Origin of the sequence: Agrobacterium sp. AGB01 (assembly GCF_014851585.1) — a bacterium.
Classification (GTDB): domain Bacteria; phylum Pseudomonadota; class Alphaproteobacteria; order Rhizobiales; family Rhizobiaceae; genus Agrobacterium.
The window spans coordinates 1,065,627-1,089,621 of record NZ_JACVAB010000001.1 but is presented as its reverse complement, the minus strand read 5'-3'; the positions used below and the strand labels follow the sequence as shown (position 1 = coordinate 1,089,621).

At 55.6% G+C, this 23,995-nt stretch carries 20 protein-coding genes and 1 pseudogene; 8 read left to right on the top strand and 13 right to left on the bottom strand.

The features are described from left to right. Window positions 1–23: 23 nt before the first annotated feature. The 3 genes and pseudogenes from nusB to IB237_RS05125 all read right to left on the bottom strand — a co-directional run bounded on the left by nusB (window position 24) and on the right by IB237_RS05125 (window position 1,759). Window positions 24–524 carry a transcription antitermination factor NusB gene (nusB, locus tag IB237_RS05135; protein WP_192487491.1) on the bottom strand — a complete coding sequence of 167 codons (501 nt, stop codon included), beginning with the start codon at window positions 522–524 and terminating at the stop codon, window positions 24–26. Window positions 525–527: 3 nt separating this feature from the next. Continuing rightward, window positions 528–974, bottom strand: coding sequence for a 6,7-dimethyl-8-ribityllumazine synthase (gene ribH, locus IB237_RS05130; protein ID WP_192487490.1), 447 nt, complete (start codon window positions 972–974; stop codon window positions 528–530). A gap of 153 nt (window positions 975–1,127) precedes the next feature. Beyond that, a pseudogene (locus tag IB237_RS05125) lies at window positions 1,128–1,759 on the bottom strand (LysE family translocator). A 159-nt stretch (window positions 1,760–1,918) separates the two neighbouring features. Between IB237_RS05125 and IB237_RS05120 the strand changes: the two are divergent. Next, a complete protein-coding gene (locus tag IB237_RS05120) occupies window positions 1,919–2,452 on the top strand; it encodes a GNAT family N-acetyltransferase (protein WP_192487884.1) in 534 nt (177 codons plus the stop codon). On the opposite strand, the gene IB237_RS05115 is transcribed toward IB237_RS05120, so the two are convergent. The 7 genes from IB237_RS05115 to IB237_RS05085 form a co-directional block, all read right to left on the bottom strand. Continuing rightward, a complete protein-coding gene (locus IB237_RS05115; protein ID WP_192487489.1) occupies window positions 2,415–3,035 on the bottom strand; it encodes a riboflavin synthase in 621 nt (206 codons plus the stop codon). The two genes, IB237_RS05120 and IB237_RS05115, sit on opposite strands and share 38 nt — an antisense overlap. Further along, entirely contained in the window at window positions 3,035–4,132 is a 1,098-nt protein-coding gene (gene ribD, locus IB237_RS05110; protein WP_192487488.1) for a bifunctional diaminohydroxyphosphoribosylaminopyrimidine deaminase/5-amino-6-(5-phosphoribosylamino)uracil reductase RibD, read from the bottom strand. The genes IB237_RS05115 and ribD overlap by 1 nt, the downstream gene beginning before the upstream one ends. Before the next feature lie 2 nt (window positions 4,133–4,134). Then, window positions 4,135–4,614: a transcriptional regulator NrdR gene (gene nrdR / locus IB237_RS05105; RefSeq protein ID WP_192487487.1), complete on the bottom strand. Its 480-nt coding sequence runs from the start codon at window positions 4,612–4,614 to the stop codon at window positions 4,135–4,137. A gap of 13 nt (window positions 4,615–4,627) precedes the next feature. Continuing rightward, window positions 4,628–5,917, bottom strand: a complete 1,290-nt coding sequence (gene glyA / locus IB237_RS05100; RefSeq protein WP_192487486.1) for a serine hydroxymethyltransferase — start codon at window positions 5,915–5,917, stop codon at window positions 4,628–4,630. A gap of 292 nt (window positions 5,918–6,209) precedes the next feature. Next, window positions 6,210–7,541, bottom strand: a complete 1,332-nt coding sequence (locus IB237_RS05095) for a murein L,D-transpeptidase (RefSeq protein ID WP_192487485.1) — start codon at window positions 7,539–7,541, stop codon at window positions 6,210–6,212. A 326-nt stretch (window positions 7,542–7,867) separates the two neighbouring features. Then, a complete protein-coding gene (gene ldtR / locus IB237_RS05090; RefSeq protein WP_192487883.1) occupies window positions 7,868–8,377 on the bottom strand; it encodes a transcriptional regulator LdtR in 510 nt (169 codons plus the stop codon). A 234-nt stretch (window positions 8,378–8,611) separates the two neighbouring features. Further along, on the bottom strand, window positions 8,612–9,049 hold the full coding sequence (locus tag IB237_RS05085; RefSeq protein ID WP_192487882.1) for a DUF6163 family protein: 438 nt from the start codon (window positions 9,047–9,049) through the stop codon (window positions 8,612–8,614). Between the two features lie 191 nt (window positions 9,050–9,240). On the opposite strand from IB237_RS05085, the gene hemB reads away from it, so the two are divergent. The 3 genes from hemB to IB237_RS05070 all read left to right on the top strand — a co-directional run bounded on the left by hemB (window position 9,241) and on the right by IB237_RS05070 (window position 11,690). Continuing rightward, on the top strand, window positions 9,241–10,257 hold the full coding sequence (gene hemB, locus IB237_RS05080; RefSeq protein ID WP_192487484.1) for a porphobilinogen synthase: 1,017 nt from the start codon (window positions 9,241–9,243) through the stop codon (window positions 10,255–10,257). A 72-nt stretch (window positions 10,258–10,329) separates the two neighbouring features. Then, window positions 10,330–10,788 (top strand): RDD family protein, encoded by a 459-nt coding sequence (locus IB237_RS05075; protein ID WP_192487483.1) that lies wholly within the window; start codon window positions 10,330–10,332, stop codon window positions 10,786–10,788. 125 nt (window positions 10,789–10,913) lie between these two features. Beyond that, entirely contained in the window at window positions 10,914–11,690 is a 777-nt protein-coding gene (locus IB237_RS05070) for an arginyltransferase (protein WP_192487482.1), read from the top strand. 93 nt (window positions 11,691–11,783) lie between these two features. Here IB237_RS05070 and parC read toward each other — a convergent pair whose 3' ends face one another. Beyond that, window positions 11,784–14,042: a DNA topoisomerase IV subunit A gene (gene parC, locus IB237_RS05065; RefSeq protein WP_192487481.1), complete on the bottom strand. Its 2,259-nt coding sequence runs from the start codon at window positions 14,040–14,042 to the stop codon at window positions 11,784–11,786. Window positions 14,043–14,323: 281 nt separating this feature from the next. On the opposite strand from parC, the gene IB237_RS05060 reads away from it, so the two are divergent. Continuing rightward, a complete protein-coding gene (locus IB237_RS05060) occupies window positions 14,324–15,511 on the top strand; it encodes a hypothetical protein (protein WP_192487480.1) in 1,188 nt (395 codons plus the stop codon). Between the two features lie 149 nt (window positions 15,512–15,660). Here the strand turns inward: IB237_RS05060 and IB237_RS05055 are convergent, their stop codons facing one another. Both IB237_RS05055 and aspS read right to left on the bottom strand, forming a co-directional pair. Then, a complete protein-coding gene (locus IB237_RS05055; protein ID WP_192487479.1) occupies window positions 15,661–17,778 on the bottom strand; it encodes a methyl-accepting chemotaxis protein in 2,118 nt (705 codons plus the stop codon). A gap of 250 nt (window positions 17,779–18,028) precedes the next feature. Further along, window positions 18,029–19,819 carry an aspartate--tRNA ligase gene (gene aspS / locus IB237_RS05050; protein ID WP_192487478.1) on the bottom strand — a complete coding sequence of 597 codons (1,791 nt, stop codon included), beginning with the start codon at window positions 19,817–19,819 and terminating at the stop codon, window positions 18,029–18,031. Between the two features lie 191 nt (window positions 19,820–20,010). Here aspS and IB237_RS05045 point away from each other — a divergent pair, with 191 nt between their 5' ends. From IB237_RS05045 to IB237_RS05035, 3 genes are all read left to right on the top strand, one after another. Further along, complete coding sequence (locus IB237_RS05045) at window positions 20,011–21,267, top strand: MFS transporter (protein WP_192487477.1); 1,257 nt, start codon at window positions 20,011–20,013, stop codon at window positions 21,265–21,267. A gap of 107 nt (window positions 21,268–21,374) precedes the next feature. Continuing rightward, a complete protein-coding gene (rnd, locus tag IB237_RS05040) occupies window positions 21,375–22,529 on the top strand; it encodes a ribonuclease D (RefSeq protein WP_192487476.1) in 1,155 nt (384 codons plus the stop codon). 291 nt (window positions 22,530–22,820) lie between these two features. Continuing rightward, the gene (locus IB237_RS05035) at window positions 22,821–23,834 is read left to right on the top strand and encodes an adenylate/guanylate cyclase domain-containing protein (RefSeq protein WP_192487475.1); all 1,014 of its coding nucleotides are present in this window, start codon (window positions 22,821–22,823) and stop codon (window positions 23,832–23,834) included. Window positions 23,835–23,995 lie beyond the last annotated feature (161 nt).

Sequence of the window (23,995 nt, the reverse complement as noted above, 5' to 3'; positions counted from 1 at the left end):
GTCTTTCACCCCAATTCACATCATCAGCTACGCTTTGTCTCGCCGCGTACCTGTTTGGCGATGCGGTCTAATACCGCATTCACCAGCTTTGGCTCATCATGCTCGAAGAACGCGCGGGCGATCTCGACATATTCGGTAACGATAACCGCCGTTGGAACATCCTTGCGCTCCAGCACTTCGAACGTGCCTGCACGCAAAATGGCGCGGACAGTTGCGTCGAGGCGCGACAGCGGCCAGTCTTCCTGCAGCGCAGAGCGAACCAGCGGGTCGATCTTGGTCTGATCACGCACAACGCCCGATACGATAGAGCGGAACCACGATGGGTCAGCCTTGAGATAGGTGTCGCCGTCAACTTCCTGACCAAGACGATGTGCCTCATATTCGGCAACAACTTCCATCACGCCTGTGCCACCGACATCCATCTGGTACAGCGCCTGAACGGCAGCAAGGCGCGCAGCGCCACGCTGGTTCACAGGCTTGCTGGATGGCTGACGTGGCTCGGAGCTGTTTTCAGTATTCGACATGCCTCAGCCACCCAGTTTCTTTTTAAGTTCGATCATGGTCAGGGCTGCACGGGCAGCAAAACCGCCCTTGTCCTTGTCCGAGCGACGCACGCGTGCCCAAGCCTGCTCTTCGTTCTCGACGGTCATGATGCCGTTGCCGATTGGCAGCGATTCACTGACAGCAAGATCCATCAGCGCGCGCGAAGATTCGTTGGAAACGATATCGAAGTGGTAGGTTTCACCACGGATCACCATACCAAGGGCAACGAACCCGTCATATTCAGTGCCGTCATTGTCTGCACCATCCAGCGCCATGGCAATTGCCGCGGGGATTTCGAGTGCGCCTGGAACGGTGATGATATCGTAGGTCGCACCGGCTTCATCGAGTGCGAACTTCGCGCCTTCGAGAAGCGCATCGGCCATATCGTCGTAAAAACGGGCTTCGACGATCAGAAGGTGTGGGTTGGACATGGGAGGTTTCCTGAAAAGGTTTTGCCGAAAACATTCCGGCTTTTTGCGCGGTCAAACCATGGCTTGCGTGGTTTAGCAAGCATTTTCGTATGTGTAATTGCAAGTAGCCGCTGGAGCGGTGCCTTATCTTATCTGCAAAAATGCAAATTCAAATCAGCTTCTTTGCAAGGCCAGATGCACACCAAGTCCCATCAGCACCGTGCCGGCGGCACGTTGAGCAAGCCGCTGCATGGAACCAGAACGCTGCAACCTGCCCACATTGCACCCGCCAAAAGCACGCAGACCAGATCGGCAGACGAAAAAATGACATTGACCAGAAAGCCGAGGATCAGGAACTGTAGCCATACAGGAAAGGCAGCCGCAGGATCCACGAACTGTGGCAGAAACGCCAGGAAGAACAGAGCCGTCTTCGGGTTCAGCACATCCACGATAATGCTGTCGAAAAAGGCGCGCTTGGCTGATTTCGGCGCAATCGCCAGATTGACCTCGCCACCAGCAACCTTGGTGCGCAGCATCGAAAAACCAAGCCAGATCAGATAGGCAGCGCCGCAAAGTTTGACGACCATATAAAGCCAGGGAACAGCTTGAAACAGCACGGACATGCCGGCAGCGGCGGCGATGATGTGCACATAACAACCGACATGAATACCGAGAACCGACATCAGGCCAGAGGCACGTCCCCGCGCCATGGTTTGAGCCGCCGCATAAAGCATGGCGGGCCCCGGAATATAGGCAAACACAACAGTCGTTATGAAAAAGGTGATCAGCAGTTCATAAGACGGCATGATTTTTCCTTTCGACCGTAGGGGCAGTAGAATTCATTTTGTAGCCGAAACAAAAATACCCGTTTGGCAAAAGGGGCAAGTGTTTTTATTTTGTCAGCGCTTATAGAACTGGTTCTAAAGAGCACGTCCCATGAAACCAAAATTGCAGACGCAGACACCATGATCCCTATCCCGACACTGGAAACACCACGCCTGACTTTGCGCGCGCACCGGCTTGAGGATTTCGAGACCTATGCTGCACTTTGGGGAAATGAAGATGTGGTGCGTTATATTGGCGGCTCACCCTCGACGCCGGAACAGACGTGGGCACGGCTGCTGCGTGCGGCTGGTCACTGGCACCATTTCCGCTTCGGTTTTCTGATCATTGAAGAAAAGCAGAGTGGCAGGGTTATTGGTGAAGCCGGTTTCCATGAAGCCAAGCGCGATATGAAACCTTCCATTGAAGGCACGTTGGAAACAGGCTGGCTGTTGTCGCCCGACCAACATGGCAAGGGCTATGCGCTTGAAGCACTGCAAGCTTTGATCGCCTGGGGCGAGCAGAGCTTTCCCGCCATGACCATGACGGCGATCATCAATCCTGAAAACCAGCCTTCCCTAAAACTGGCGGCAAAGCTGGGCTTTCAGGAGTTTGCCCGGAGTGAATACCACGGAGAGGTTATTGTGCTGTCGCGGCCGGGAACTCAGCCAGCCTAGCGGCATAACGGGCCATGGTGTCGACTTCGAAATTCACGAAGTCACCAGCCTTGCGTTCACCCCATGTGGTGACGGCCAGCGTGTGACGGATGAGCAGAACGTCGAAATCGGTACCTTCAACGGCGTTGACGGTGAGCGAGGTTCCATCCAGCGCCACGGAGCCCTTTGGCGCAACAAAACGTGCGAGGTTTTCGGGCGCACGTAGGCGAATGCGAACTGCTTCGCCTTCCGACTCAACCGACAGGATTTCAGCCTTGCCATCGACATGGCCGGACACGATGTGGCCGCCGAGCTCATCACCGATCTTCAAGGCGCGCTCCAGATTGACCTTCGCGCCCTTCTGCCAGCTTGAAATGGTGGTCAGGCGCAGGGCTTCTTCCCAGGCTTCCACCTCATACCAGCGTTCATTGCTGCCTTCATCCGGCAGTTTGGTCACGGTCAGGCAGATGCCGCCGTGGGAGATCGATGCACCCATGTCGATTGTCTTGGGGTCGTAATTGGTCGAGACCCGCAGACGCACACCTTCCGGCAGTTCCGAGAGTTGAGCAACAGTTCCAACATCGGTGACAATTCCGGTAAACATCAAAGCGGCCTTTCATATTCAAAGCAGCGGTCGGCCCCAAAGGCCGTCTCACCGACGAACGTAAATTCCTTGGGCATATCGTTGCGCGCAAGCGGTGATTCAACCCCACCGGCACCGATCGCGTCAGGCCCTTCAAACAGCAGGATACGATCGACTAGTCCAGCTTCCAGGAATGAGCGGGCAACAGCCGCACCGCCTTCCACCAGAAGGTTGGACATGCCGCGCTCACCCAGCGAGTGCAAAAGGCTGGCGAGGCCAACAGCATCGAGAAGTTCAACGCCGACACCGGCCAAAAGCCCGCCCTGCATCAGATGCCAGGCTTCATCTGCCCGTGCGGTCTGGTTGCTGGTCACCACAATGACGGGCACGTCACGTGCCGTGCGAACCAGCTTCGACGACGTTGGGATTTGCAAATTGCGGTCCAGCACGATGCGAATAGGAGAACGGTGTTCCATGCCTGGAATACGCACAGTCAGTTCAGGGTCATCGGCCAGAACGGTGCCAATACCGACAAGGATGGCGTCACATTCAGCGCGCAGGGTCTGCACGGCCTGACGTGCCTCTGGTCCGGTGATGGCAATCTGTCCCTCACCTTCCCTGCCTATCTTGCCATCCGAGGAAACGGCAAGTTTCAGAATCACCTGCGGGCGGTTCTTCGTTTTGCGGATGAGGTATCCGGCAAGCCCGCGCTGCGCCTCTTTGCGCAGCAATCCGGTTTCCACCTGAATGCCAGCATCACGCAGGATCTGGTACCCACGGCCCGACACACGTTCATCGGGATCATTTACCGCCACCACCACGCGTGCCACACCAGCTTCAACCAATGCATTAGCGCAAGGCGGTGTCTTTCCGTAATGTGAACAGGGTTCCAGCGTCACATAGGCAGTTGCGCCGAGGGCAGCTTCGCCGGCCAGCGCCAGCGCGTTGCGCTCGGCATGCGGGCGACCACTCACCGATGTCGATGCTTCGGCAACGATGTTGCCGTCCTTGACGATAACACAGCCAACGGAGGGATTTGTATCGGTTAGACCGAGATGGCGGCGCGCAACCTCAATTGCCCGCGCCATGAATTTTTCATCATCGGCAGGGCTGGTCACGCTTAGGCCCCCGCATCCGTATCACGGGCAATCTTGGCGTTGATCTCGGCAATAACGTTCTCGAAGTCCTCCGCATGGGAGAAATCACGATAGACCGATGCGTAACGCACGAAAGCCACGTCATCGAGGCTTTTCAAAGCCTCGAGAACCTGCAGGCCAATTTCTTCCGACGGAATTTCCGTCTCGCCAGAACTTTCCAGCCTGCGAACGATGCCGGAAACGGCGCGTTCAATCCGGTCACGATCAACCGGGCGCTTGCGCAGCGCGATCTCGAAAGATCGCACCAGCTTGTCCCGGTCGAACGGCAGCTTGCGGCCGCTCTTTTTCAGCACCATCAACTCGCGCAACTGCACGCGTTCATAGGTGGTAAAGCGACCGCCGCAATCAGGGCAGATGCGCCGCCGGCGGATGGAGGTATTATCCTCCGCGGGTCGAGAGTCCTTGACCTGCGTGTCTTCCGAACCGCAAAAAGGGCAACGCATCAGCTATTCTTCCTTACATATACGGGTACATCGGGAAACGGCCGGTCAGTGCGACGACCTTTTCACGAACTGCAGCTTCGACGGCAGCATTGCCTTCGTCGGAGTTGGCGACCTTCAGGCCATCCAGCGTCTCAACGATCAGCTTGCCGATTTCACGGAATTCCGCTTCCTTGAAACCGCGCGTCGTGCCGGCTGGTGTGCCAAGGCGCACGCCGGACGTGACGAAAGGCTTTTCAGGGTCGAATGGAATGCCGTTCTTGTTGCAGGTGATGTAAGCGCGGCCGAGAGCAGCCTCTGCACGCTTGCCGGTGGCGTTCTTCTTGCGAAGGTCAACCAGCATCAGGTGGTTGTCGGTACCGCCGGAAACAACATCCAGACCGCCTTCGATCAGCGTTTCGGACAGAGCCTTGGCGTTCTTGACGACCTGCGCTGCATAATCCTTGAACTCAGGCTGCAGGGCTTCACCGAAGGCAACCGCCTTGGCGGCGATGACGTGCATCAGCGGGCCGCCCTGGAGACCAGGGAATACAGCCGAGTTGAACTTCTTGGCCAGATCCTCGTCATTGGTGAGGATCATGCCGCCACGTGGGCCGCGCAGCGACTTGTGCGTGGTGGTGGTGGCAACGTGGCAATGCGGGAATGGCGATGGGTGCTGACCACCGGCAACGAGACCGGCAATGTGCGCCATGTCGACCATGAGGTAAGCGCCAACTTCGTCAGCAATCTCGCGGAAACGCTTCCAGTCCCAGATGCGGGAGTAAGCCGTGCCGCCAGCCAGAATGAGCTTCGGCTTGGTTTCCTTGGCCTTGCGCTCAACTTCGTCCATATCCAGCAGGTTGTCGCCTTCGCGAACACCGTAGGACACAACGTTGAACCACTTGCCGGACATGTTGACAGGCGAACCGTGGGTCAAGTGACCTCCCGAGTTCAGGTCAAGACCCATGAAGGTATCGCCCGGCTGCAAGAGCGCCAGGAACACGGCCTGGTTCATCTGCGAACCGGAGTTTGGCTGAACGTTGGCGAAGTTGACGCCGAACAGCTTCTTGGCACGCTCGATGGCCAGGTCTTCAGCGATATCCACGAACTGGCAGCCACCATAATAGCGCTTGCCCGGATATCCCTCGGCATATTTGTTGGTCATGATCGAGCCCTGCGCTTCAAGTACAGCGCGGGAAACAATGTTTTCCGAGGCGATCAATTCGATTTCGTGACGTTGGCGACCAAGCTCCTTCTCGATCGCACCGAAAATATCCGGATCGACTTCGGCTAGTGGGCGAGAGAAGAAGGCATCTGTGTTCGACATGATGGAAGCTCCTGAAACAGTAATGCGATGGCGTCTTAACGCCCTGCCCTTTCAAGAGCAATACAGGCAACGAGATTTGCCCGTCAAACTGCGACGTTTGACGAAAAAATCGTCACGTACTGCCATTAAAATACGCCGCGCTTAGTCACCCTCATGCATTGCGCTTCAAATCTTTGTTGCATGGTGCGTCTTTCATACAAAATCGTCGGCTGTTTTGAGGAGACATTCTTCGACAAACAAAAAAGCCGCGTCCATCAAGAACGCGGCTTTCAATTAAGTCTTTCAGTACCGATCAGTTACGCGGCACGAGATCGTCATCGATCGAGCCGGATGGCTGTTCCATGCCGCTGGTGGTGTTCAGCGCCAGTTCCGCATTGCCATCATTGCCGTAGATATCATCACGGAACTGCACAACGCCGTCCTTTGCGGACCAGGCTGTGATGTAAACGAAATAAACCGGCAGTTCCTGCGCCAGCTTGATCGGCGTGTTCTGGCGGGTGGAAATAACCCGCTCGATTTCCTGACGCGACCAGCCGGGCGTGTCACGCAGCATCCAGCTCGTCAGATCGCGAACGTTCTGAACGCGAACACAGCCTGACGATTCGAAGCGCATCAGCTTGTTGAAAAGCCCCTGCTGCGGCGTGTCGTGCATATATTCATTGTTCGGGTTATGGAAGTTGATCTTCGTCGAGGACATTGCGTTGTTCTTGCCCGGGTCCTGACGGAACATCAGGTTCGGTGCCTTTGGCGCAAACCAGTCAACTGTCGTCGGCGAAACCTCTTGGCCCTTGCCATCGATGAGGCGGATATTGTTCCGCTCAAGATAGGTCGGATCCTTCTGCATCAAAGGAACGATGTCCTTTTCGATGATGGAGCGTGGCGAGGTCCAGTAAGGGTTGAGGATAACCTCATAGATCTTGGAGTTGATGACGTGCGTTGGGCGGCTTGCACGACCCACGACAGCCGTGTTGCGCAGAACAACGCGATCATTTTCAACCGCTTCAATATAGGCAGCCGGAATGTTGACCATCACGTAACGCTGGCCAAGATCACCCGATCTGGATTGAATGCGCACAAGGTTGGTCTGCAGCTGCGAAAGACGCGTCTGGGCGGGTACGTTCATCGCCTTCAGCGTAAATTCGCCGATCACACCATCGGCAGGCAGACCATGACGGGCCTGAAAACGCTTCACCGAACCGTCAACATAGCTGTCGAAAGAGCTGGACATGCCGGCAGACTGGTCAAGGTCGCCAGAGATCACCAGACGGCGACGCAGATCCTGCACCGCGCCGTCGGTAACGCCAAGCTGAAGGCGCTGTTGGCCCGCATTGACCTGCGGCCAGCCCCCGTTGGAAACGATGTTCTGATGGACAAGAATGGCCTGCTGGATATTCATCGGCGCATCAAGGCCAAGGACCGGGCTGTTGGACACAACACCAACTGACGCACGCGATGCCTGTGCGTCGAACTGATCATCCCAATTGCCGCGACGCGGTGCACCGATCAGATCATCGATTGCGGTCTGCGCCAGAGCTGGTGCAGCTAGAGCCGCCGCCCCGACAGAAACAGCCGAACGCAGCAGCGTACGGCGGGAGAGAACTTCAGTTCCGATCTTCTTTGTCATATTTACCCTACCAGCCATTCTAGAGGCACTATGAACAATGCCTAAAGCCATATGTTTAACAAACACGCTCACAGCGTGAACCGGTCGGCAAATACGCTCACCGAAATCGCTGGACCAAAAGGGCCGCAACGCCAGACAAACCACCGGTTTAGTGTGAATTTGCGGTCTCATATCAATATGGCCAATTCGTGTCACCAACCCTTTGCTCACGAAGCTGTGTGACAAGCAAAAATTGTGACGAGGCATTGAGGCAACACGCCAGTAACGACAAAACCGGACGCGACGTCAGCCGCATCCGGTTTTGAGTGCAGAATTTTTAAGGCCGATTACAGGCGGTAAGCGATCGAGTCGTTCCAGAAACGGTCCAGACGCTGCAGCAGACGGTTCATTTCAGAGAACTCGCCGGTGCCGATGCCGCCGACCTTTTCAATCGAACCGATGTGGCGCTCGTAGAGGCGGGCAACGGTTTCAGCGATCTGCTGGCCCTTGTCCGTCAGGCTGATGCGAACCGAACGACGGTCGATGCGCGAGCGCTGGTGGTTGATGAAGCCAAGGTCAACCAGCTTCTTGACGTTGTAGGAGACGTTCGAACCGAGGTAGTAACCACGCGAACGCAGTTCACCGGCGGTCAGTTCAGAGTTGCCGATGTTGAAGAGCAGAAGTGCCTGAACGGCATTGACGTCATCACGACCCTGACGGTCGAACTCGTCCTTGATAACATCAAGAAGACGACGGTGAAGACGTTCTACGAGGTGCAGCGATTCCATGTAGAGCGAACGGATTGATTCTTCCTGTACGTCCGAAACTGCTGCCTGTGGCTTTACTTTGCTATTGATCATGACTGCCTCACTGTTTTTGTTTGGCGGTTTTTGTTTTGTGTTCCGCCTTGAGTGAGAACCTATCGAATGCGCATAAAATTCTACTTAAAATGCAGGCTTAACAAATCCTTACCGCATATTTCCCCTTGTGGAGGGACTTTTGACCAATAGCAGGGCGTCCAAAAATATATCAATTAAATCAATGCTCTAAACATTAAAATTTGAACGATTTCGGCCTTGAAAGCTTTATTATTATGGTAAATCAGACCTTACCCGATCCTCGTTCTGGCGGTTATCGAACCAGAAAGAGGCCCGAAACAGGGCATAAACGGCCGCAACAAGCCCGTGCATAATTGGGACAATTGTGTTGTGTCCGAAGATATCTGGCCAAATCCGATACATGGCAACCTGCGCACCGGCGCCGATAACCCAGATGACGGCACCCCAGGATGCACCGACCCATAATCCAAGTGCGGCAACAGGGAACAGTACGGCCAGACCACTGCCGGCAACACGCCATGGCAGGTTGAGCATATCAAAGCGCCCGCGCCCACCCAGCGAATAGCCAGTCAACATCGCCCAATATTGCAAACCGAACCAGAAACAGGAGATGGCGACCAGCCGCAGGAAACCCACGAAAAGGATTTCCGTCAGCGATCTTTTCAGCACGGGCGAAGAATCATGTTCCATGGCGGGACGATACGTCGAACCGTTGCAAGCGACCAGCGGCTTGTTTCCGGTCACTGGTCCTATCCAAGAATTTTATCGCATATTTTTCGAGGGTGCGGCGAAGCGTACATTCGTCAAGTCTGGGCAAGCATGTTAATGAGGCTCTCATCATACCTGCCATCCGCTGATGGCAGGCAGGAAGGACGATTATTATGAATGACAAGACACACCTCGTTGATGATGTAACAGGACACCGCCGCATGCGGCGCAATCGCAAGGCAGATTGGACACGCCGCCTGGTTCAGGAATCGAGACTGACCGTTGATGACCTCATCTGGCCGGTTTTTGTGGTGCCGGGCACCGGCATTACCGATCCGATCCCTGCCATGCCCGGTGTCAACCGCATGAGTGTGGACCGTCTTGTCGAGGCTGCACGTGAAGCGGCCGATCTCGGCATTCCGGCAATTGCCACCTTTCCGAATATAGAAATGAACCTGCGTGACGAAACGGGCTCCCAGGTTCTTGAGGCCAATAACCTCATCAATCTGGCAACTGCCGCCGTCAAGAAAGCCGTGCCAAATATTGGCATGATTACTGACGTGGCGCTTGATCCGTTCACCAGCCACGGCCATGACGGCATTTTGCGCGGTAATGATATTGTCAATGACGAGACCGTCGACCATGTCGTCAAGGCGGCCATTCTGCAGGCCGATGCCGGCTCCGACATTATTGCCCCATCGGAAATGATGGACGGACGTATTGGTGCTATCAGGCGCGGCCTTGATGCCGCCGGTCACCAGAATGTTGGCATCATGTCCTATGCCACCAAATTCTCCTCGGGCTTTTACGGCCCCTACCGCGAAGCGATCAGCACCGGCGGTCTGCTGAAGGGCGACAAGAACAGCTATTACATCAACCCGGCCAACGGCACAGAAGCGGTGCGTGACGCAGCCCTCGATGTCGAGGAAGGCGCCGATATGCTGATGGTCAAGCCGGGTCTGCCCTATCTCGATATTTGCTGGCGTCTGAAGGAGGCATTCGGTTTGCCGACTTTCGCGTATCAGGTATCTGGCGAATACACCCAGATCAAGGCTGCCGCCATGCAGGGTTGGATCGATGGCGACCGGGTGATGATGGAAACGCTTCTGTGTTTCAAACGCGCTGGCTGCGATGGCATCCTGACCTACTTCGCCGTTGAAGTCGCTCGCGCGCTCGCCAAAGGGAAATGACGCGAAACGCCAGGGAAACAGATTGAAACTCGCGCGTTTCTCACCATATCAAAAGCAAACAGGAGAAACGCGATGAGTATTGAACCAAACAACACCTATGCAGTGCCGCAGGACTGGCGCGCTTATAGCGGCGTGTTGAGCCGTCGTGTTTTTGCGTTCTGCATCGACTACCTGCTGATTGCCGTGTTGTGGGTGCCAGCAGCGGTTCTGGTGTTTTTCCTTGGCGTTATCACACTCGGCTTAGCGTGGTTCCTCTACCCTGCCCTCTATATTATTGTCGCACTGCTCTATTTCGGCGTGACACTTGGCGGTTCATCGCAGGCGTCTCCGGGCATGAAAGCCATGGGCATTGCCATGGCGCGCACCGATGGCCGTAAAATAGACTTCCTGATTGCGACTGCGCACATCGTTCTGTTCTGGGTGCTGAACTCGGTACTGACGCCACTTATTCTTCTGGTGGGCCTGTTTACCGATCGCTCACGCCTGATCCATGACCTTTTGCTTGGCACTGTTGCGATCCGTACCTCATAATCGAGGTTCGGTTGCAAACAGTTCAGTAGTAAATGACGCGGTAGTACAATCGGCCAGTTGACGTTTTTCCGGTTTTTGCCATTCTGTCACAATATGCGACAGGCGAAGGGAGCAACCAAGGTTCGATGAATACCCAGACAACGCCTTCCCCGCAGTTCTACCTGACGGCACCGGCCACTTGTCCCTATCTTTCCGGCGAACTTGAACGCAAAGTGTTCACACACCTTGTCGGGCCTCGTGCTGCTGAAATGAATGACCTGTTGACCCAGGGTGGTTTTCGCCGTTCGCAAAACATTGCCTATCGCCCGGCCTGTGAAACCTGCCGCGCCTGCGTGTCCGTTCGCATTCTGGCCGAACATTTTACCCCGACGCGTTCGATGCGCCGGGTTCTATCAACCAACAGCGATATTGTCTCCAGCATCCACACGACGGAACCGTCAACCGAACAGTTTGCGCTGTTTCGCCGTTACCTCGACAGCCGCCACCATGATGGCGGCATGTCCGACATGTCGGCGCTGGATTATGCAGTCATGGTGGAAGACACCCATGTGAATACCCGCGTCATTGAATATCGCGTGCGGGTTCCCGGTTCCGGCATTGACAGCACCAAGCGTGGTGAATTGCTGGCCGTGGCGCTGAGCGACGTGATGAGTGACGGCCTGTCCATGGTCTATTCGTTCTTTAATCCCGAGATGGAGCGCCGGTCGCTCGGTACCTTCATGATCCTTGATCATATTGCCCGCACCCGCAACCTTGGCCTGCCGCATGTCTATCTCGGTTACTGGGTCAATGGCTCCCAGAAAATGGGCTACAAGACGCGCTACCAACCGCAGGAACATCTGACGCCGCGCGGCTGGGAGATTTATGATCACAAGCAGGACGAAGGTGCGGAAAAGCCTTAAGGCCGCCGTCAGTTTTTAAAGGCAAAGTCCGGATATAAAAAAGCGGCGAAACAGATGTCTGTTTCGCCGCTTTTGTTGTTTTTCAATTCCGACTTAGCCGCTGAACTTGCCGCTGCGTGGGAACCCCTTAGGCACGGTGCGGCCGGCGGTTGCGCGGTCGCCCATCCATTCGGTGAGCTCGTCGCCAACCTTGCTGAAGCTGCGCCCTGCGCTGTCTTCCCATGCCAGACCTTCGGCAAAGACAAAACATTTCGCATCGGAAATGCCACCGTCCTTGTAACGCTGCAGGCGAACGCCTTTACCGCGTGACATTTCAGGCATCTGTGCCAGTGGGAAAGCCAGAAGTTTGCGGTTCTCGCCGACAACAGCAACATAGTCGCTGTTGGCAGGAACCGGCACGACCAGCTTTGTTTCATCCGGCATCGACACATTCATGATCTGCTTGCCCTTACGGGTATTGGCGATCATTTCCGATTCAGTGATGATGAAGCCATTGCTGGCGGTGGATGCTAGCAGCAACTTGCGCGCCGGGTCGTGTACGAAGGCGGTCAGGATGTCCTGATCATTCTCCATATCGACCATGATGCGAACCGGTTCACCGTGACCACGGCCACCCGGCAGCTTGTCAGCGCCCAGCGTGTAGGCTTTGCCGCCGGTGGTGACCAGCAACAACTTGTCGGTGGTCTGTGCCGGGAATGCCAGCTTCAAACCATCGCCTTCCTTGAAGGTCAGCGACGACGTGTCGGAAATGTGTCCCTTCAGCGCCCTGATCCAGCCCTTCTCGGAGATAACAACCGTGACAGGCTCTTTCTCGATCATGGACTGATGGATGGCTTCGAGGTCGGCATCCGGTGCATCGGCGAACTGCGTGCGGCGGCGACCGAGTTCGGTTGCCTTGGCATATTTCTTTTTCACTTCGCCAATTTCAAAGGAAACGACCTGCCACTGTTTGTCGTCAGATGCCAGCAGCGCTTCGATCTCGGCCTTTTCCTTGCTCAGAGCATCGAATTCCGTGCGGATTTCGAATTCTTCCAGTTTGCGCAAGGAGCGCAAACGCATGTTGAGAATGGCTTCGGCCTGGATATCCGTCAGCCCGAAGCGCTTCATCATGATCGGCTTCGGTTCATCCTCCTCGCGGATGATGCGGATAATCTCATCAATATTGAGATAGGCGATCAGCAAGCCGCCGAGAATTTCCAGACGGCGATCAATGGCAGCCAGACGGAAGCGCGAACGACGAACCAGCACGTCCTTGCGATGGCTCAGCCATTCCAACAGCACTTCATTCAGTGCCATCACCTTCGGGATTTTGCCGAGCGACAACACGTTCATGTTGAGTGGAATGCGGTTTTCAAGATCGGTGAGCTTGAACAGCGATTCCATCAGCAGTGTTGCGTCGACCGTGCGGTTCTTTGGAACCAGCACGACACGCACGTCTTCCGCCGACTCGTCGCGGATGTCTTCCAGCAATGGAAGTCTGCGGGCAATCAACAGTTCTGCGATCTTTTCAATCAGGCGCGATTTCTGCACCTGATAGGGAATTTCGGTGATGACGATCTGGTAGCCGCCACGGCCAAGATCTTCGACTTCCCACTTTGCGCGAACGCGGAAACCACCACGACCTGTCTTGTAGGCGTCGAGAATGTTTTCGCGGCTTTCCACGATAATGCCACCGGTCGGCAAATCCGGACCTGGCATAAATTCCAGAAGCTTTTCAACGGGCGCATCGGGATGCTTGATCAGATGCAGGGCAGCATCACAAATCTCATGGGCATTGTGCGGCGGGATGGACGTTGCCATGCCCACGGCAATACCGGACGCACCATTTGCCAGAAGGTTGGGAAACGCGCCGGGCATAACGATCGGCTCTTCGTCTTCCTCATTATAGGTCGGACGAAAATCAACCGCGTCCTGGTCGATACCTTCGAGCAGCAGCGCCGTGACTTCGGTCATGCGCGCTTCGGTGTAACGCATCGCCGCTGCACCATCGCCATCGATGTTGCCGAAGTTACCCTGACCATCGACCAGCGGATAACGGATCGCAAAATCCTGCGACAGGCGAACCAGCGCATCATAGATCGAGGCGTCGCCGTGCGGATGGAATTTACCCATCACGTCACCAACGATACGTGCGCACTTCTTGAACGCCGAGTTCGGGCGGATGCCCATTTCGCTCATGGCATGCACGATGCGACGATGCACCGGTTTCAGGCCATCGCGCACATCCGGCAGGGCGCGGTGCATGATGGTCGACAACGCATAGGCAAGGTAACGCTCTTCGAGCGCAGCCTTGAGATCGACCGGATGAATGTTATCATCTCCGCCAGACGGAGGAACAAGATTTTTTCCCATGCTGCTTGACTAGCCGAAATGCTGATTCCCAGCAAGGAATCCAGGGGCTTTCGCCTGTGGATGACGGGAAGAACAATCGATATTCGGCACATGGAACACAGTCCGCGTTAAAATCGTTGAAGCGCGATGCCCAAATCTGAACAATTCATTAAGGCTGATTGAGAAATGACATTGCTGCCCTCCGTCCGCCAAGAGTTTGGGGAGTGGACAGCATTCCGCAAGCACCTATAAATGCGACGAACGTTAGATTCAAAGCAGACCACAAAAGGGAAGAAACAACCATGAAGACCAATTTCCGGGCGCTTTTGCTTGCCAGTTCAACGGTTCTGGCATTTTCCGGTACGGCTTTCGCGCTCGACGGTAACGACCTTCTGAAGAAGATCAACGAGTCCTATAAGACGCAGGGTGCTGGCCTCACCGCCGATGCAGTCGAAACAAACGGCTCGACGGTTGTTTTCAAGGGCGCCGCGTTCAGCGCGACAACTGTTGGAGAGCAGAAGTTCCCGCTGGGCGACATCACGTTCGAAGATGTTGAAGAGAACAATGGCGGGTACCACGTCGGCACCGCAAAATTCGACGACATCAACTTCACCGAAAAACAAACGACGATTACCGTCACCGACATGTACATGAAGGGCATCACCATTCCTGCTGCGGCCAACGCCGGCTCGATTGATGGCCTGTTGTTCTATGACGAAGCCCACAGCGGTGAAGTCAAGGTCAAGGTTGACGGCAAGGACGTGGTCACTCTCGAAGAGACGACCGCAACCATGAACATCAGCGAAGACAAGAACGAAATCAGCTTTGACATGAGTGCAACCGGCTTCCAGGCCGACCTGAGCGACGTCAAGGACCCTGCCAGCAAGGAAGCGCTGGACAAGCTCGCCATCAAGTCTCTTGCCGGCCAGATGAGCATGGAAGGCACCTGGGAAGTTGCGTCCGGCAAAGTCGATATCAGCGACTACACCTTGGAACTGGATGATATCGGCAGCCTGAGCCTTGCGTTTGGCTTCTCCGGCTACACACTCGATTTCATCAAGTCGATGCAGGAAACCGTCAAGGCGCAAGCTGAAAACCCGAACAAGGAACAGGCAGATCAGGCCGCTGGCCTTGCGATGCTCGGCCTTGCCCAGCAGCTTAGCTTCGTCAACGCTGAAATCAGCTTCACCGACGACAGCATCAGCAAGCGTGCACTTGATTTTGCGGCCGAAAAGCAGGGCATGACAAGCGACCAGCTTGCCCAGACCATCAAGGGCATGGCGCCGTTGATGATGGCACAGTTGAACCTGCCTGAGCTGCAGAACGCAGTATCAGCCGCAGTCAACGCCTATGTAGATGACCCAAAAAAATTCACGATTTCTGCGGCTCCAGAGAACCCGGTTCCGTTCCCGATGATCATCGGTGCGGCCATGGGTGCGCCAAACACGCTGCCAACCGTTCTTGGCGTGACGGTTTCTGCAAACGACTAAGTTTGCCTGCTCGGCACGTTGCGCGGTTCAATCTTGCCAACGTGCCCTCGCCTCCAGAAGCGGCAAGTCCCTCTGAAGACAAGCATCAAAAAGCCCCGGTTTTGCCGGGGCTTTTTTTTAGAACTAAACTTATGCCGATCCAAGCGTCATCAGGCGACGCGACGAGATAACGGATGCTCATGCTGATGTGGTGTCTGTTCTTGCAACTGGAACATTTGCAGCAGTTCATTCAGGCGGCCAGCTTCACGTGACAGAACCGAACCGGCTGCATTGTTTTCTTCCACCATGGCGGCGTTGCTCTGCGTTGCCTGATCAAGATGGTTGATGGCGCTGTTGATTTCACCAAGACCGATCGCCTGCTCGCGCGATGCTGCAGCAATGGCATTGACATGTTCACGGATATCGACAATCGAGCCGCCGATACGTGACAGGGCTTCGCCGGTTTCGCGCACGAAACGCCCGCCTTCGCGCACCTCGCTGCCGGAGTTGTTGATGAGCGCCTTGATCTCACCGGCCGCCTTGGCGGAGCGTTGCGCCAGTTCACGCACTTCCTGCGCCACGACAGCAAAACCGCGTCCTGCCTCGCCGGCACGCGCCGCCTCAATACCGGCATTAAGCGCCAGAAGGTTGGTCTGGAAGGCAATCTCGTCGATGACAGAGATAATGCTGCCAATCTGCTCGGAGGACCGTTCGATGCGGGAAACCGCCTTAATTGTATCTTCGAGAAGGCGGTTAGTCTGTTCGGCTTCACTGCCGGCCTGTGTGGCAATGTTCTGCGCCTGTGCGGCACGCTGTGCAGACAGGCGCACATTGGCAGTCAACTCATCCAGTGCGGCGGCAGTCTGTTCCAGCGAGGCTGCCTGCTGTTCTGTCCGACGCGCCAGATCGTCGGTGCTCTGGCTGATTTCACGGGCACCGCCGTCAATCGCATAACCGGCTTCTGCAATGCCGCCCATGGCACCATTCAACTGTGCCAGGGTCTGATTGAGATCGTGACGCAGCGCCTCGAAATCCTGCGAGAATGGAACGGTCAACTGGAAGGACAGATCACCCTTGGCAAGACGCTGCAGCGCCGATGCCAGCCCTTGCGTCGCCTCCATCAGCCGTGCCTGTGCATGGCTTTCAGCCTCTTCCTGCAGGCGCTTGCGTTCTGCCTCTGAACGGGCGCGTGCATGGGCCGCTTCTTCTTCCAGCTTCTGTTTGCTGATCGCCGCCAGACGGAAAACCTCCAGTGCCTTGGCCATGGCGCCGAATTCATCGCGGCGGCTTAGCCCCGGCACGGCCAGAGAGGTTTGACCATCGGCCAGATTGCGCATCGCATCGGTCATGGCAGCGACAGGGCGGCTGATCGACCGTCCGATAAAATAGACGCTGACCAGCAGGCTGAACACGGTCAGCGCAATCAGCCCCGTCACCATGCGGATGGTCCATTGTTCTGCAGCAGCATTGTCGCTGGCATTGCGGGCTTTCTCGGCCGTGTAATAGGCCATGACATCGCTGACGAAAGGCTGCATGGCGACGTAAGCGTTATCGACGTCCTTGCGAAGCCCCTGCTCCACGATCGTCGCTTCGGCGTAAAAGCGGAAAGATGCCGTGTAGATATCCAGCGCATCCATGATGCGTTGACGTTCGGCACCGGGGCGGAACTCCTTCTTCACTTCTGCCTTGAAGGTTTCGACCTCGTCACGGTGCTTCGCTACATAGACAGGGTCTTGGCGCAGGATAAAATCCTTTTCGTGACGCCGCATCATCAACATGCTGGCGCGGATGTTGGAGTTTTCCAGTCCTGACACAAGGTTTTCGATATTGTGGACGGCGCGGCGCATTGCGCCTTCAAGACCATCAGATGAAACCAGCCCCAGCTCCTTGTTTTTGGCAACCAGACTTGCAACTGCGGTGGAATAGATACCAAGCGCATTGGTCAGGCTTTCCAGCTTCGAGGTCGCGCCGGTATCGTTGTCAGCGCGTAATGTCTCGATCCGCGAGCCGGTGTCCTTCACCACGCCATCAAAACGCTCGATAGCGGCCATGTGTTTTGCCAGCAGAAAATCCTTTTCCTCGAGCTGTGCGACATGCAGGTCCGAAACGATCTTGGAAACGACAATCTGCCGCTCCTCCACCCGCTCTGCTGATTTTTTGTAACCGGCCTCAAGGTGACGCTGGAACAGAAACGTGCCGACCACAACCGCCCACCCAAGCAGCGCCACGAGGACCAAAAGAGAAATACGGTGCGATATGCGCAAGGCAACAGGAAAAAAAGCTGGCATAGGGGACCCTTTCGTTGGTCTACGGAATCCCCCGCAAAGCTCAAGAAATGCCGAAATCAGCGTGACAATCTCGTGAATTTTTTGCGACGCACAAAAGGCAGTTGAATCGAATTTTAAGCGATCAACCCATCATAGTACTTTAGTGGCTATTCGGACTCGAACCAGGCTGAAACGGAAAACGGCAGCCCGAGGGCTGCCGTTGCAAATGATCGGTGCGAACCGGGTGACGGTCCGCACATCTTAGACATAATCAGTCTTTTTTCTGTGTTGGAACAACACGCAGTGCCAATTCGCGCAACTGTGTTGGCGTTGCAGGAGCCGGTGCGTTCATCAACAGATCCTGTGCCTGCTGGTTCATCGGGAACAGCGTGATTTCACGCAGGTTCTTGGCACCGACGAGCAGCATGACAACGCGGTCGATACCGAATGCGCAACCGCCGTGCGGAGGTGCACCGTACTGGAACGCGCGGTAAAGGCCACCGAAGCGGTCTTCAACGTCTGCCTGGCTCAGGCCAACCTTTTCAAACGCCTTGACCATCAGTTCAGGCGACTGGTTACGGATGGAGCCGGAGGCGATTTCGAAGCCGTTGCAGACTGCGTCGTACTGATAAGCCTTGATGGACAGCGGGTCCTGGCCTTCCAGCGCGTCCAGACCACCCTGTGGCATGGAGAACGGGTTGTGCGCAAAGTCAATCTTCTTTTCTTCTTCGTTGTATTCGAAGAACGGGAAGTCAACGATCCAGCACATTTCAAAGCGGTCGCGGTCGATCAGGTTCAGTTCTTCAGCAGCACGGGTACGTGCTTCACCAGCGAACTTGTAGAACTTGGCCGGATCACCTGCGACGAAGAAGCAGGCATCACCAGCTTCAAGGCCGAGCTGTACGCGCAGCGCTTCGGTGCGTTCTTCACCAATGTTCTTGGCGAGCGGACCGGAACCACCAACCTTACCGTCTTCTTCCTTCCAGAAGATGTAACCGAGACCTGGCTGACCCTGTGACTGTGCCCAAGCGTTCATACGGTCGCAGAATGCTCTGGAACCGCCGGTCTTTGCCGGAATGGCCCATACCTGAACCTTCGGGTTCGAGGCGATCATGTTTGCAAAGACCTTGAAGCCGGAGCCATCGAAATGCTCGGTAACGGCTTCCATGACGATCGGGTTACGCAGATCCGGCTTGTCGGAGCCGTATTTACGGATCGCTTCGTCGTAAGGAATGCGTGGCCACTGCTTGGTAACTGGCTTGCCTTCGGCAAACTGTTCAAACACCGACGTCATCATCGGCTCCATGGTTTCCCAGACATCTTCCTGGGTCACGAAGCTCATTTCCACGTCGAGCTGGTAGAACTCGCCCGGCAGACGGTCGGCGCGTGGATCTTCATCACGGAAGCAAGGCGCGATCTGGAAGTAGCGGTCGAAACCGGCAACCATCAGAAGCTGCTTGTACTGTTGCGGTGCCTGCGGCAGCGCGAAGAACTTGCCTTCATGGATACGGCTTGGCACGAGGAAGTCGCGTGCACCCTCCGGTGAAGATGCCGTCAGAATTGGTGTGGTGTATTCGGCAAAACCAGCCTCAGCCATGCCATTGCGCATGGAGGAGATGATCTGCGTGCGCTTGACGATGCTCTTGTGCAGTGTTTCACGACGAAGATCGATGAAGCGGTACTTCAGGCGCACGTCTTCCGGATATTCAGGCTCACCGAACACCGGCAGCGGCAGTTCCTTGGCAACGCCGAGAACTTCGATTTCCTGCGCGTAAAGTTCGATCTCGCCGGTTGCCATGCCCTTGTTGACGGTGTCTTCCGAGCGGGCCTTGACCAGACCATCGATGCGGATGACCCATTCGCCACGCACGGTTTCAGCGGCTTTGAACGCCGGGCTGTCTGGATCGGCAACAACCTGCGTAATGCCGTAATGGTCGCGAAGGTCAATGAACAAGACGCCGCCATGATCTCGCACGCGATGAACCCAACCGGAAAGGCGGACAGTCGCGCCGACGTCGGACTTGCGAAGAGCGGCACAGGTGTGGCTGCGGTAACGATGCATTTTGTTATCCTGAAACATGCTGCGGCCTTGTTGCCGCACGATCAAATTTTGCCGGAAAAGCGCATGGCTCGCCCGATTTGTCAAGGCAAAGCACAAGAATGTCGTGTTCTCGTCTGTCCTTCAAGCCGACATGCCACTAAGACTGTGGAACGTTAGACGCTTTTTTCATTCTCCTGCGATGATTCGTCCCCATGAGCCAGATCCGCCCGCTGATTCCCCTTCTCGCAACTGCCGGCATTCTGATCGGTGGCAATGGTCTGCAAGGCACATTTATTGCGCTGCGCGGTCTCTCCGAGGGCTTTTCACCCAGCACCATCGGCCTGATCAGCGCCGGTTACAGTTTAGGTTTTGCAATCGGCTGCATTTACGTCACCAGCCTGTTGCGAAAAATTGGCCATATCAGGGCCTTCGCGGCCCTTGCAGCGATTTCATCGGCCGCCTCCATTTCCATGGCATTGGTCACGCATCCGCTGTTCTGGCTTGCCATGCGTTTTCTCATCGGCATTGCGGTTGCCGGTCTGTTTGCCATCATTGAGAGCTGGATCAACGCACAGGTCACCAATTCCAACCGCGCCCGGGCCCTGTCCATTTACAGGTTGGTCGACCTCGGCTCCGTCACGCTGGCGCAGTACATTATTCCGATGGCCGGGGTTGAAGGGCCGACGGTATTTTCACTGATCGGCATGGCACTGACATTGTCGCTTGTGCCGATTTCACTGGCCGACAAGTCCAACCCTGCCCCGCCCAATGCCATGAAGTTCAATCCGGCCGCCGTGTGGCGCATCTCGCCTTTGGCGGTGGTTGGTTGCGTGGCCGTCGGTCTCAGCATGGCAGCATTTCGAAATATCGGTCCGATCTATGCCGAACAGATCGGCATGTCTGTCACCGCCATCGCCACCTTCATGAGTGCCGGCATTATTGGCGGCGTGGTGCTGCAATATCCGCTGGGTGCCTATTCCGACCGTTATGACCGCCGCATCGTCATTCTTGCCACCACGGCTGGGTCTGTCATCACCGGCCTGTTCTTAGTGTTTTTTGGTGGAACGGACGAATGGACCAATATTATCGGCGTCTTCGTTTTTGGTGCCTTTGCCCTGCCGCTCTATTCGTTGAGTTCGGCGCACGGCAATGACCACGCCAAGGAAGGCGAACATGCCATGGTGGCATCCGGGCTGTTGTTCTTCTGGTCCTTGGGCGCCACCATCGGGCCACTGCTTGCCTCGGTGCTGATTGATATCTACGGGCCTAAGGCGCTATTTATCTATACGGCCGCGGTGCAGATCGTATTCATTATCTATACCATCTACCGCCTTCAGATGCGTCCAGGCGTGCCTGTTGAAGAGCGCAACTGGCGTTTTCGGGCGCTTTTGCGAACCTCGGCCTATTTCAGCAAACTGGCGGCGCAACCACCGAAAAGTCGTGACAAAAACGACAAGGATGCCGTCTGAGTGCTGGAAACAGCCCCTCAAAGGCTGGGAAATGGCGAGTTTGTATTGACATACGGTGCTCAAAGGGAAAGTAAGACGCAATACGTTACAGTACTGGCCAGAAGAACATGATCGAAACGACAGCAGCACTTGCCGACGCCTGCAAGGAACTTGCAAAATCGGACTTCATCACAATCGATACGGAATTTCTGCGAGAGACGACATTCTGGCCTGAATTGTGTCTTGTTCAAATGGCGAGCCCAACACTGGAAGTGCTGGTCGACCCGATGGCAAAAGACATCGACCTTTCGCCGCTGTTCGAACTGATGGCAAACCCTGATGTGGTGAAGGTTTTCCATGCCGCCCGCCAGGACATCGAAATCATCCACCACCTCGGCGGACTTATTCCACACCCGATCTTCGACACGCAGGTTGCCGCGATGGTGTGCGGTTTCGGCGACTCGATCTCCTACGACCAGCTTGTCCAGAAGATCAAATCCGTTCAAATCGACAAGTCGTCGCGCTTTACCGACTGGAGCCGTCGTCCGCTGTCCGAAAAGCAGCTGGACTATGCGCTGGCGGACGTGACCCATCTGCGCGACGTCTATTTGGCGCTGAAGGCCAAGCTTGAGCGCGAAGGCCGCTCGCTGTGGCTGACCGAGGAAATGAACATCCTCGAGTCGCGCGACACCTATGAGTTGCATCCTGACGATGCATGGTTGCGTCTGAAGTCGCGCCTGCGCAAGCCAACCGAACTTGCCATTCTCAAATTCGTGGCCGCATGGCGTGAACGTGAAGCGCGCAGCCGCAATGTGCCGCGCTCGCGCGTTCTGAAAGACGATGCGATTTTCGAGATTGCCCAGCAACAGCCCAAGGATAGCGAGGCATTGTCGCGCCTGCGCACCATTCCAAAGGGTTGGGAGCGCTCGTCGTCGGGCAATGCCATCATCGAAACCGTTAACGCCGCTCTTGCCCTGCCGAAGACCGAGATGCCACAAGCGCCACGTCACAGCCACTCTCCGGAAGGCTCAGGTGCCGCCGTTGAACTTCTCAAGGTTCTGTTGAAACTGACGGCAGACAAGCACGGTGTTGCAGCCAAGATCATCGCCAACAGCGATGACCTCGACAGGATTGCTTCCGAAGGTGAAAAGGCCCAGGTTGCCGCTCTGTCCGGCTGGCGCAAGGAACTGTTCGGTGATGTTGCGTTGAAGCTCATCAACGGTGGTGTTGCCTTGCGTTTTGCCGGCAAGAAGGTTGAGGCGGTCGAACTGCCGACCGAATAATATAAACCAGTCTCCTCGTCGCCCTGTTAAAATCCGGCCTCTGGGGAGACCGGATTTAACCGCGCGAGCCGTTTTCCAATAAACGGGTTGAACGTCCTGTCGTCATTGCCCGACCGGCCAAGATGGCCAGCCAAACGTGCAATCCGGCAACAGTGAAAAAGCGTTTGAAACACCTTTCCAAATCGTCACTTTTGGCAAATCGATTTCCACATTAAAGTCTCGGTTGCAGTCTAGGCAGCCAACGCGCCGACCTCGACGGCGGCGGCATTTCATCGAAAGTATCGGAACCATATGCGAAAGCTCCTTTTAATGCTGGACTACCTGCTGCTGTTTTTGGCAGTTGCCGGCAGCGGCGTCGCATATGCCTTTCTGGAATATGGTGGTGGGCCGTTGATTGGCGCGACCTATGCACTGTTTGCCTGTGCGCCTATTCTTGCCTTTGAGCGCGGCTACATCCTGCCCCGGCTTTCGCACCGCATCAGTTTCCTGCCAACGCCAGCATACATAGCAATAGGCCTGATCGTGTACGCGGTTCTGGTTTTCTGCGGATTTGCCGTGGGAGGAACATTGCTTTGGGCAACCGGCATTTTGAAAGTCGACTGGCAACGCGCGGTTCATGCCGAACCGCAGACGTTGATTTTCACAGGCATCGTTTGCAGCATCATCGTATTCGTGATGCGGGTGCGAGAACTGCTCGGCCGCGACATTTTTACAGATCTGCTGCTGGGCCGTTATCGCCGTCCCGTGCGTGAAGAGCGCGTTTTCATCTTTATCGATCTTGTTGGCTCCACGACATTTGCCGAAACCCATGGCGATATGAAAGCGCAGGAATTCCTGCGCGAAATCTTCGCCACCTATGCCGCACCCGTGCGTCGGCATAACGGGGCAATTGATGATTACATCGGCGACGCCGCCATCATCACATGGCCCTTTCAGGATGCCATCAAGAAGTCAGCCTGCATCAAATGTGTCTTCGACATTCTGGTCGCTATCGAAAAACGGCAGGACTTCTGGATGAAGACCTTCGGCGTCATGCCAAAGTTGCGCTTTGCCCTGCATGGCGGTCCTGTCATCACGGCTGAAATCGGTGTCGACCATCACAAGATCACCTATTTCGGAGACACGGTGAATACCACCGCCCGACTTGAATCCCTCAGCAAGATGCTTGGCCATCCGATCCTGATCTCGTCCGATCTCATTCACCGCCTTTTGCTGCCAAAGGGGATCAAAAGCGAGTATCTGGGCGAACATGCCGTGAAGGGTCGCGGCCAGACACTGGGTGTCTGCTCGCTGGTAAAGTCATAAATTTTATTAAAAGAACCAGCAGCTTACGAGAAGCGCCTGATTTGGCGATGATAACGTTGCCATCATAAAACTTTCACCAAAGCTTCAATCACCCATCACCTCAGTTTCACAAACTCTGCGTACCCGACACAGCATTGTTTTTGTGCCAACCGACAGGTGAT

Coding starts and splice junctions, on each gene's coding strand:
- IB237_RS05095 (WP_192487485.1), bottom strand. CDS start 7,541: ATGACAAAGAAGATCGGAACTGAAGTTCTCTCCCGCCGTACGCTGCTG.
- IB237_RS05075 (WP_192487483.1), top strand. CDS start 10,330: ATGAGTATTGAACCAAACAACACCTATGCAGTGCCGCAGGACTGGCGC.
- nrdR (WP_192487487.1), bottom strand. CDS start 4,614: ATGCGTTGCCCTTTTTGCGGTTCGGAAGACACGCAGGTCAAGGACTCT.
- rnd (WP_192487476.1), top strand. CDS start 21,375: ATGATCGAAACGACAGCAGCACTTGCCGACGCCTGCAAGGAACTTGCA.
- ribH (WP_192487490.1), bottom strand. CDS start 974: ATGTCCAACCCACACCTTCTGATCGTCGAAGCCCGTTTTTACGACGAT.
- IB237_RS05085 (WP_192487882.1), bottom strand. CDS start 9,049: ATGGAACATGATTCTTCGCCCGTGCTGAAAAGATCGCTGACGGAAATC.
- glyA (WP_192487486.1), bottom strand. CDS start 5,917: ATGTCGAACACAGATGCCTTCTTCTCTCGCCCACTAGCCGAAGTCGAT.
- IB237_RS05120 (WP_192487884.1), top strand. CDS start 1,919: ATGATCCCTATCCCGACACTGGAAACACCACGCCTGACTTTGCGCGCG.
- hemB (WP_192487484.1), top strand. CDS start 9,241: ATGAATGACAAGACACACCTCGTTGATGATGTAACAGGACACCGCCGC.
- IB237_RS05070 (WP_192487482.1), top strand. CDS start 10,914: ATGAATACCCAGACAACGCCTTCCCCGCAGTTCTACCTGACGGCACCG.
- nusB (WP_192487491.1), bottom strand. CDS start 524: ATGTCGAATACTGAAAACAGCTCCGAGCCACGTCAGCCATCCAGCAAG.
- IB237_RS05035 (WP_192487475.1), top strand. CDS start 22,821: ATGCGAAAGCTCCTTTTAATGCTGGACTACCTGCTGCTGTTTTTGGCA.
- IB237_RS05055 (WP_192487479.1), bottom strand. CDS start 17,778: ATGCCAGCTTTTTTTCCTGTTGCCTTGCGCATATCGCACCGTATTTCT.
- aspS (WP_192487478.1), bottom strand. CDS start 19,819: ATGCATCGTTACCGCAGCCACACCTGTGCCGCTCTTCGCAAGTCCGAC.
- IB237_RS05045 (WP_192487477.1), top strand. CDS start 20,011: ATGAGCCAGATCCGCCCGCTGATTCCCCTTCTCGCAACTGCCGGCATT.
- IB237_RS05115 (WP_192487489.1), bottom strand. CDS start 3,035: ATGTTTACCGGAATTGTCACCGATGTTGGAACTGTTGCTCAACTCTCG.
- IB237_RS05060 (WP_192487480.1), top strand. CDS start 14,324: ATGAAGACCAATTTCCGGGCGCTTTTGCTTGCCAGTTCAACGGTTCTG.
- parC (WP_192487481.1), bottom strand. CDS start 14,042: ATGGGAAAAAATCTTGTTCCTCCGTCTGGCGGAGATGATAACATTCAT.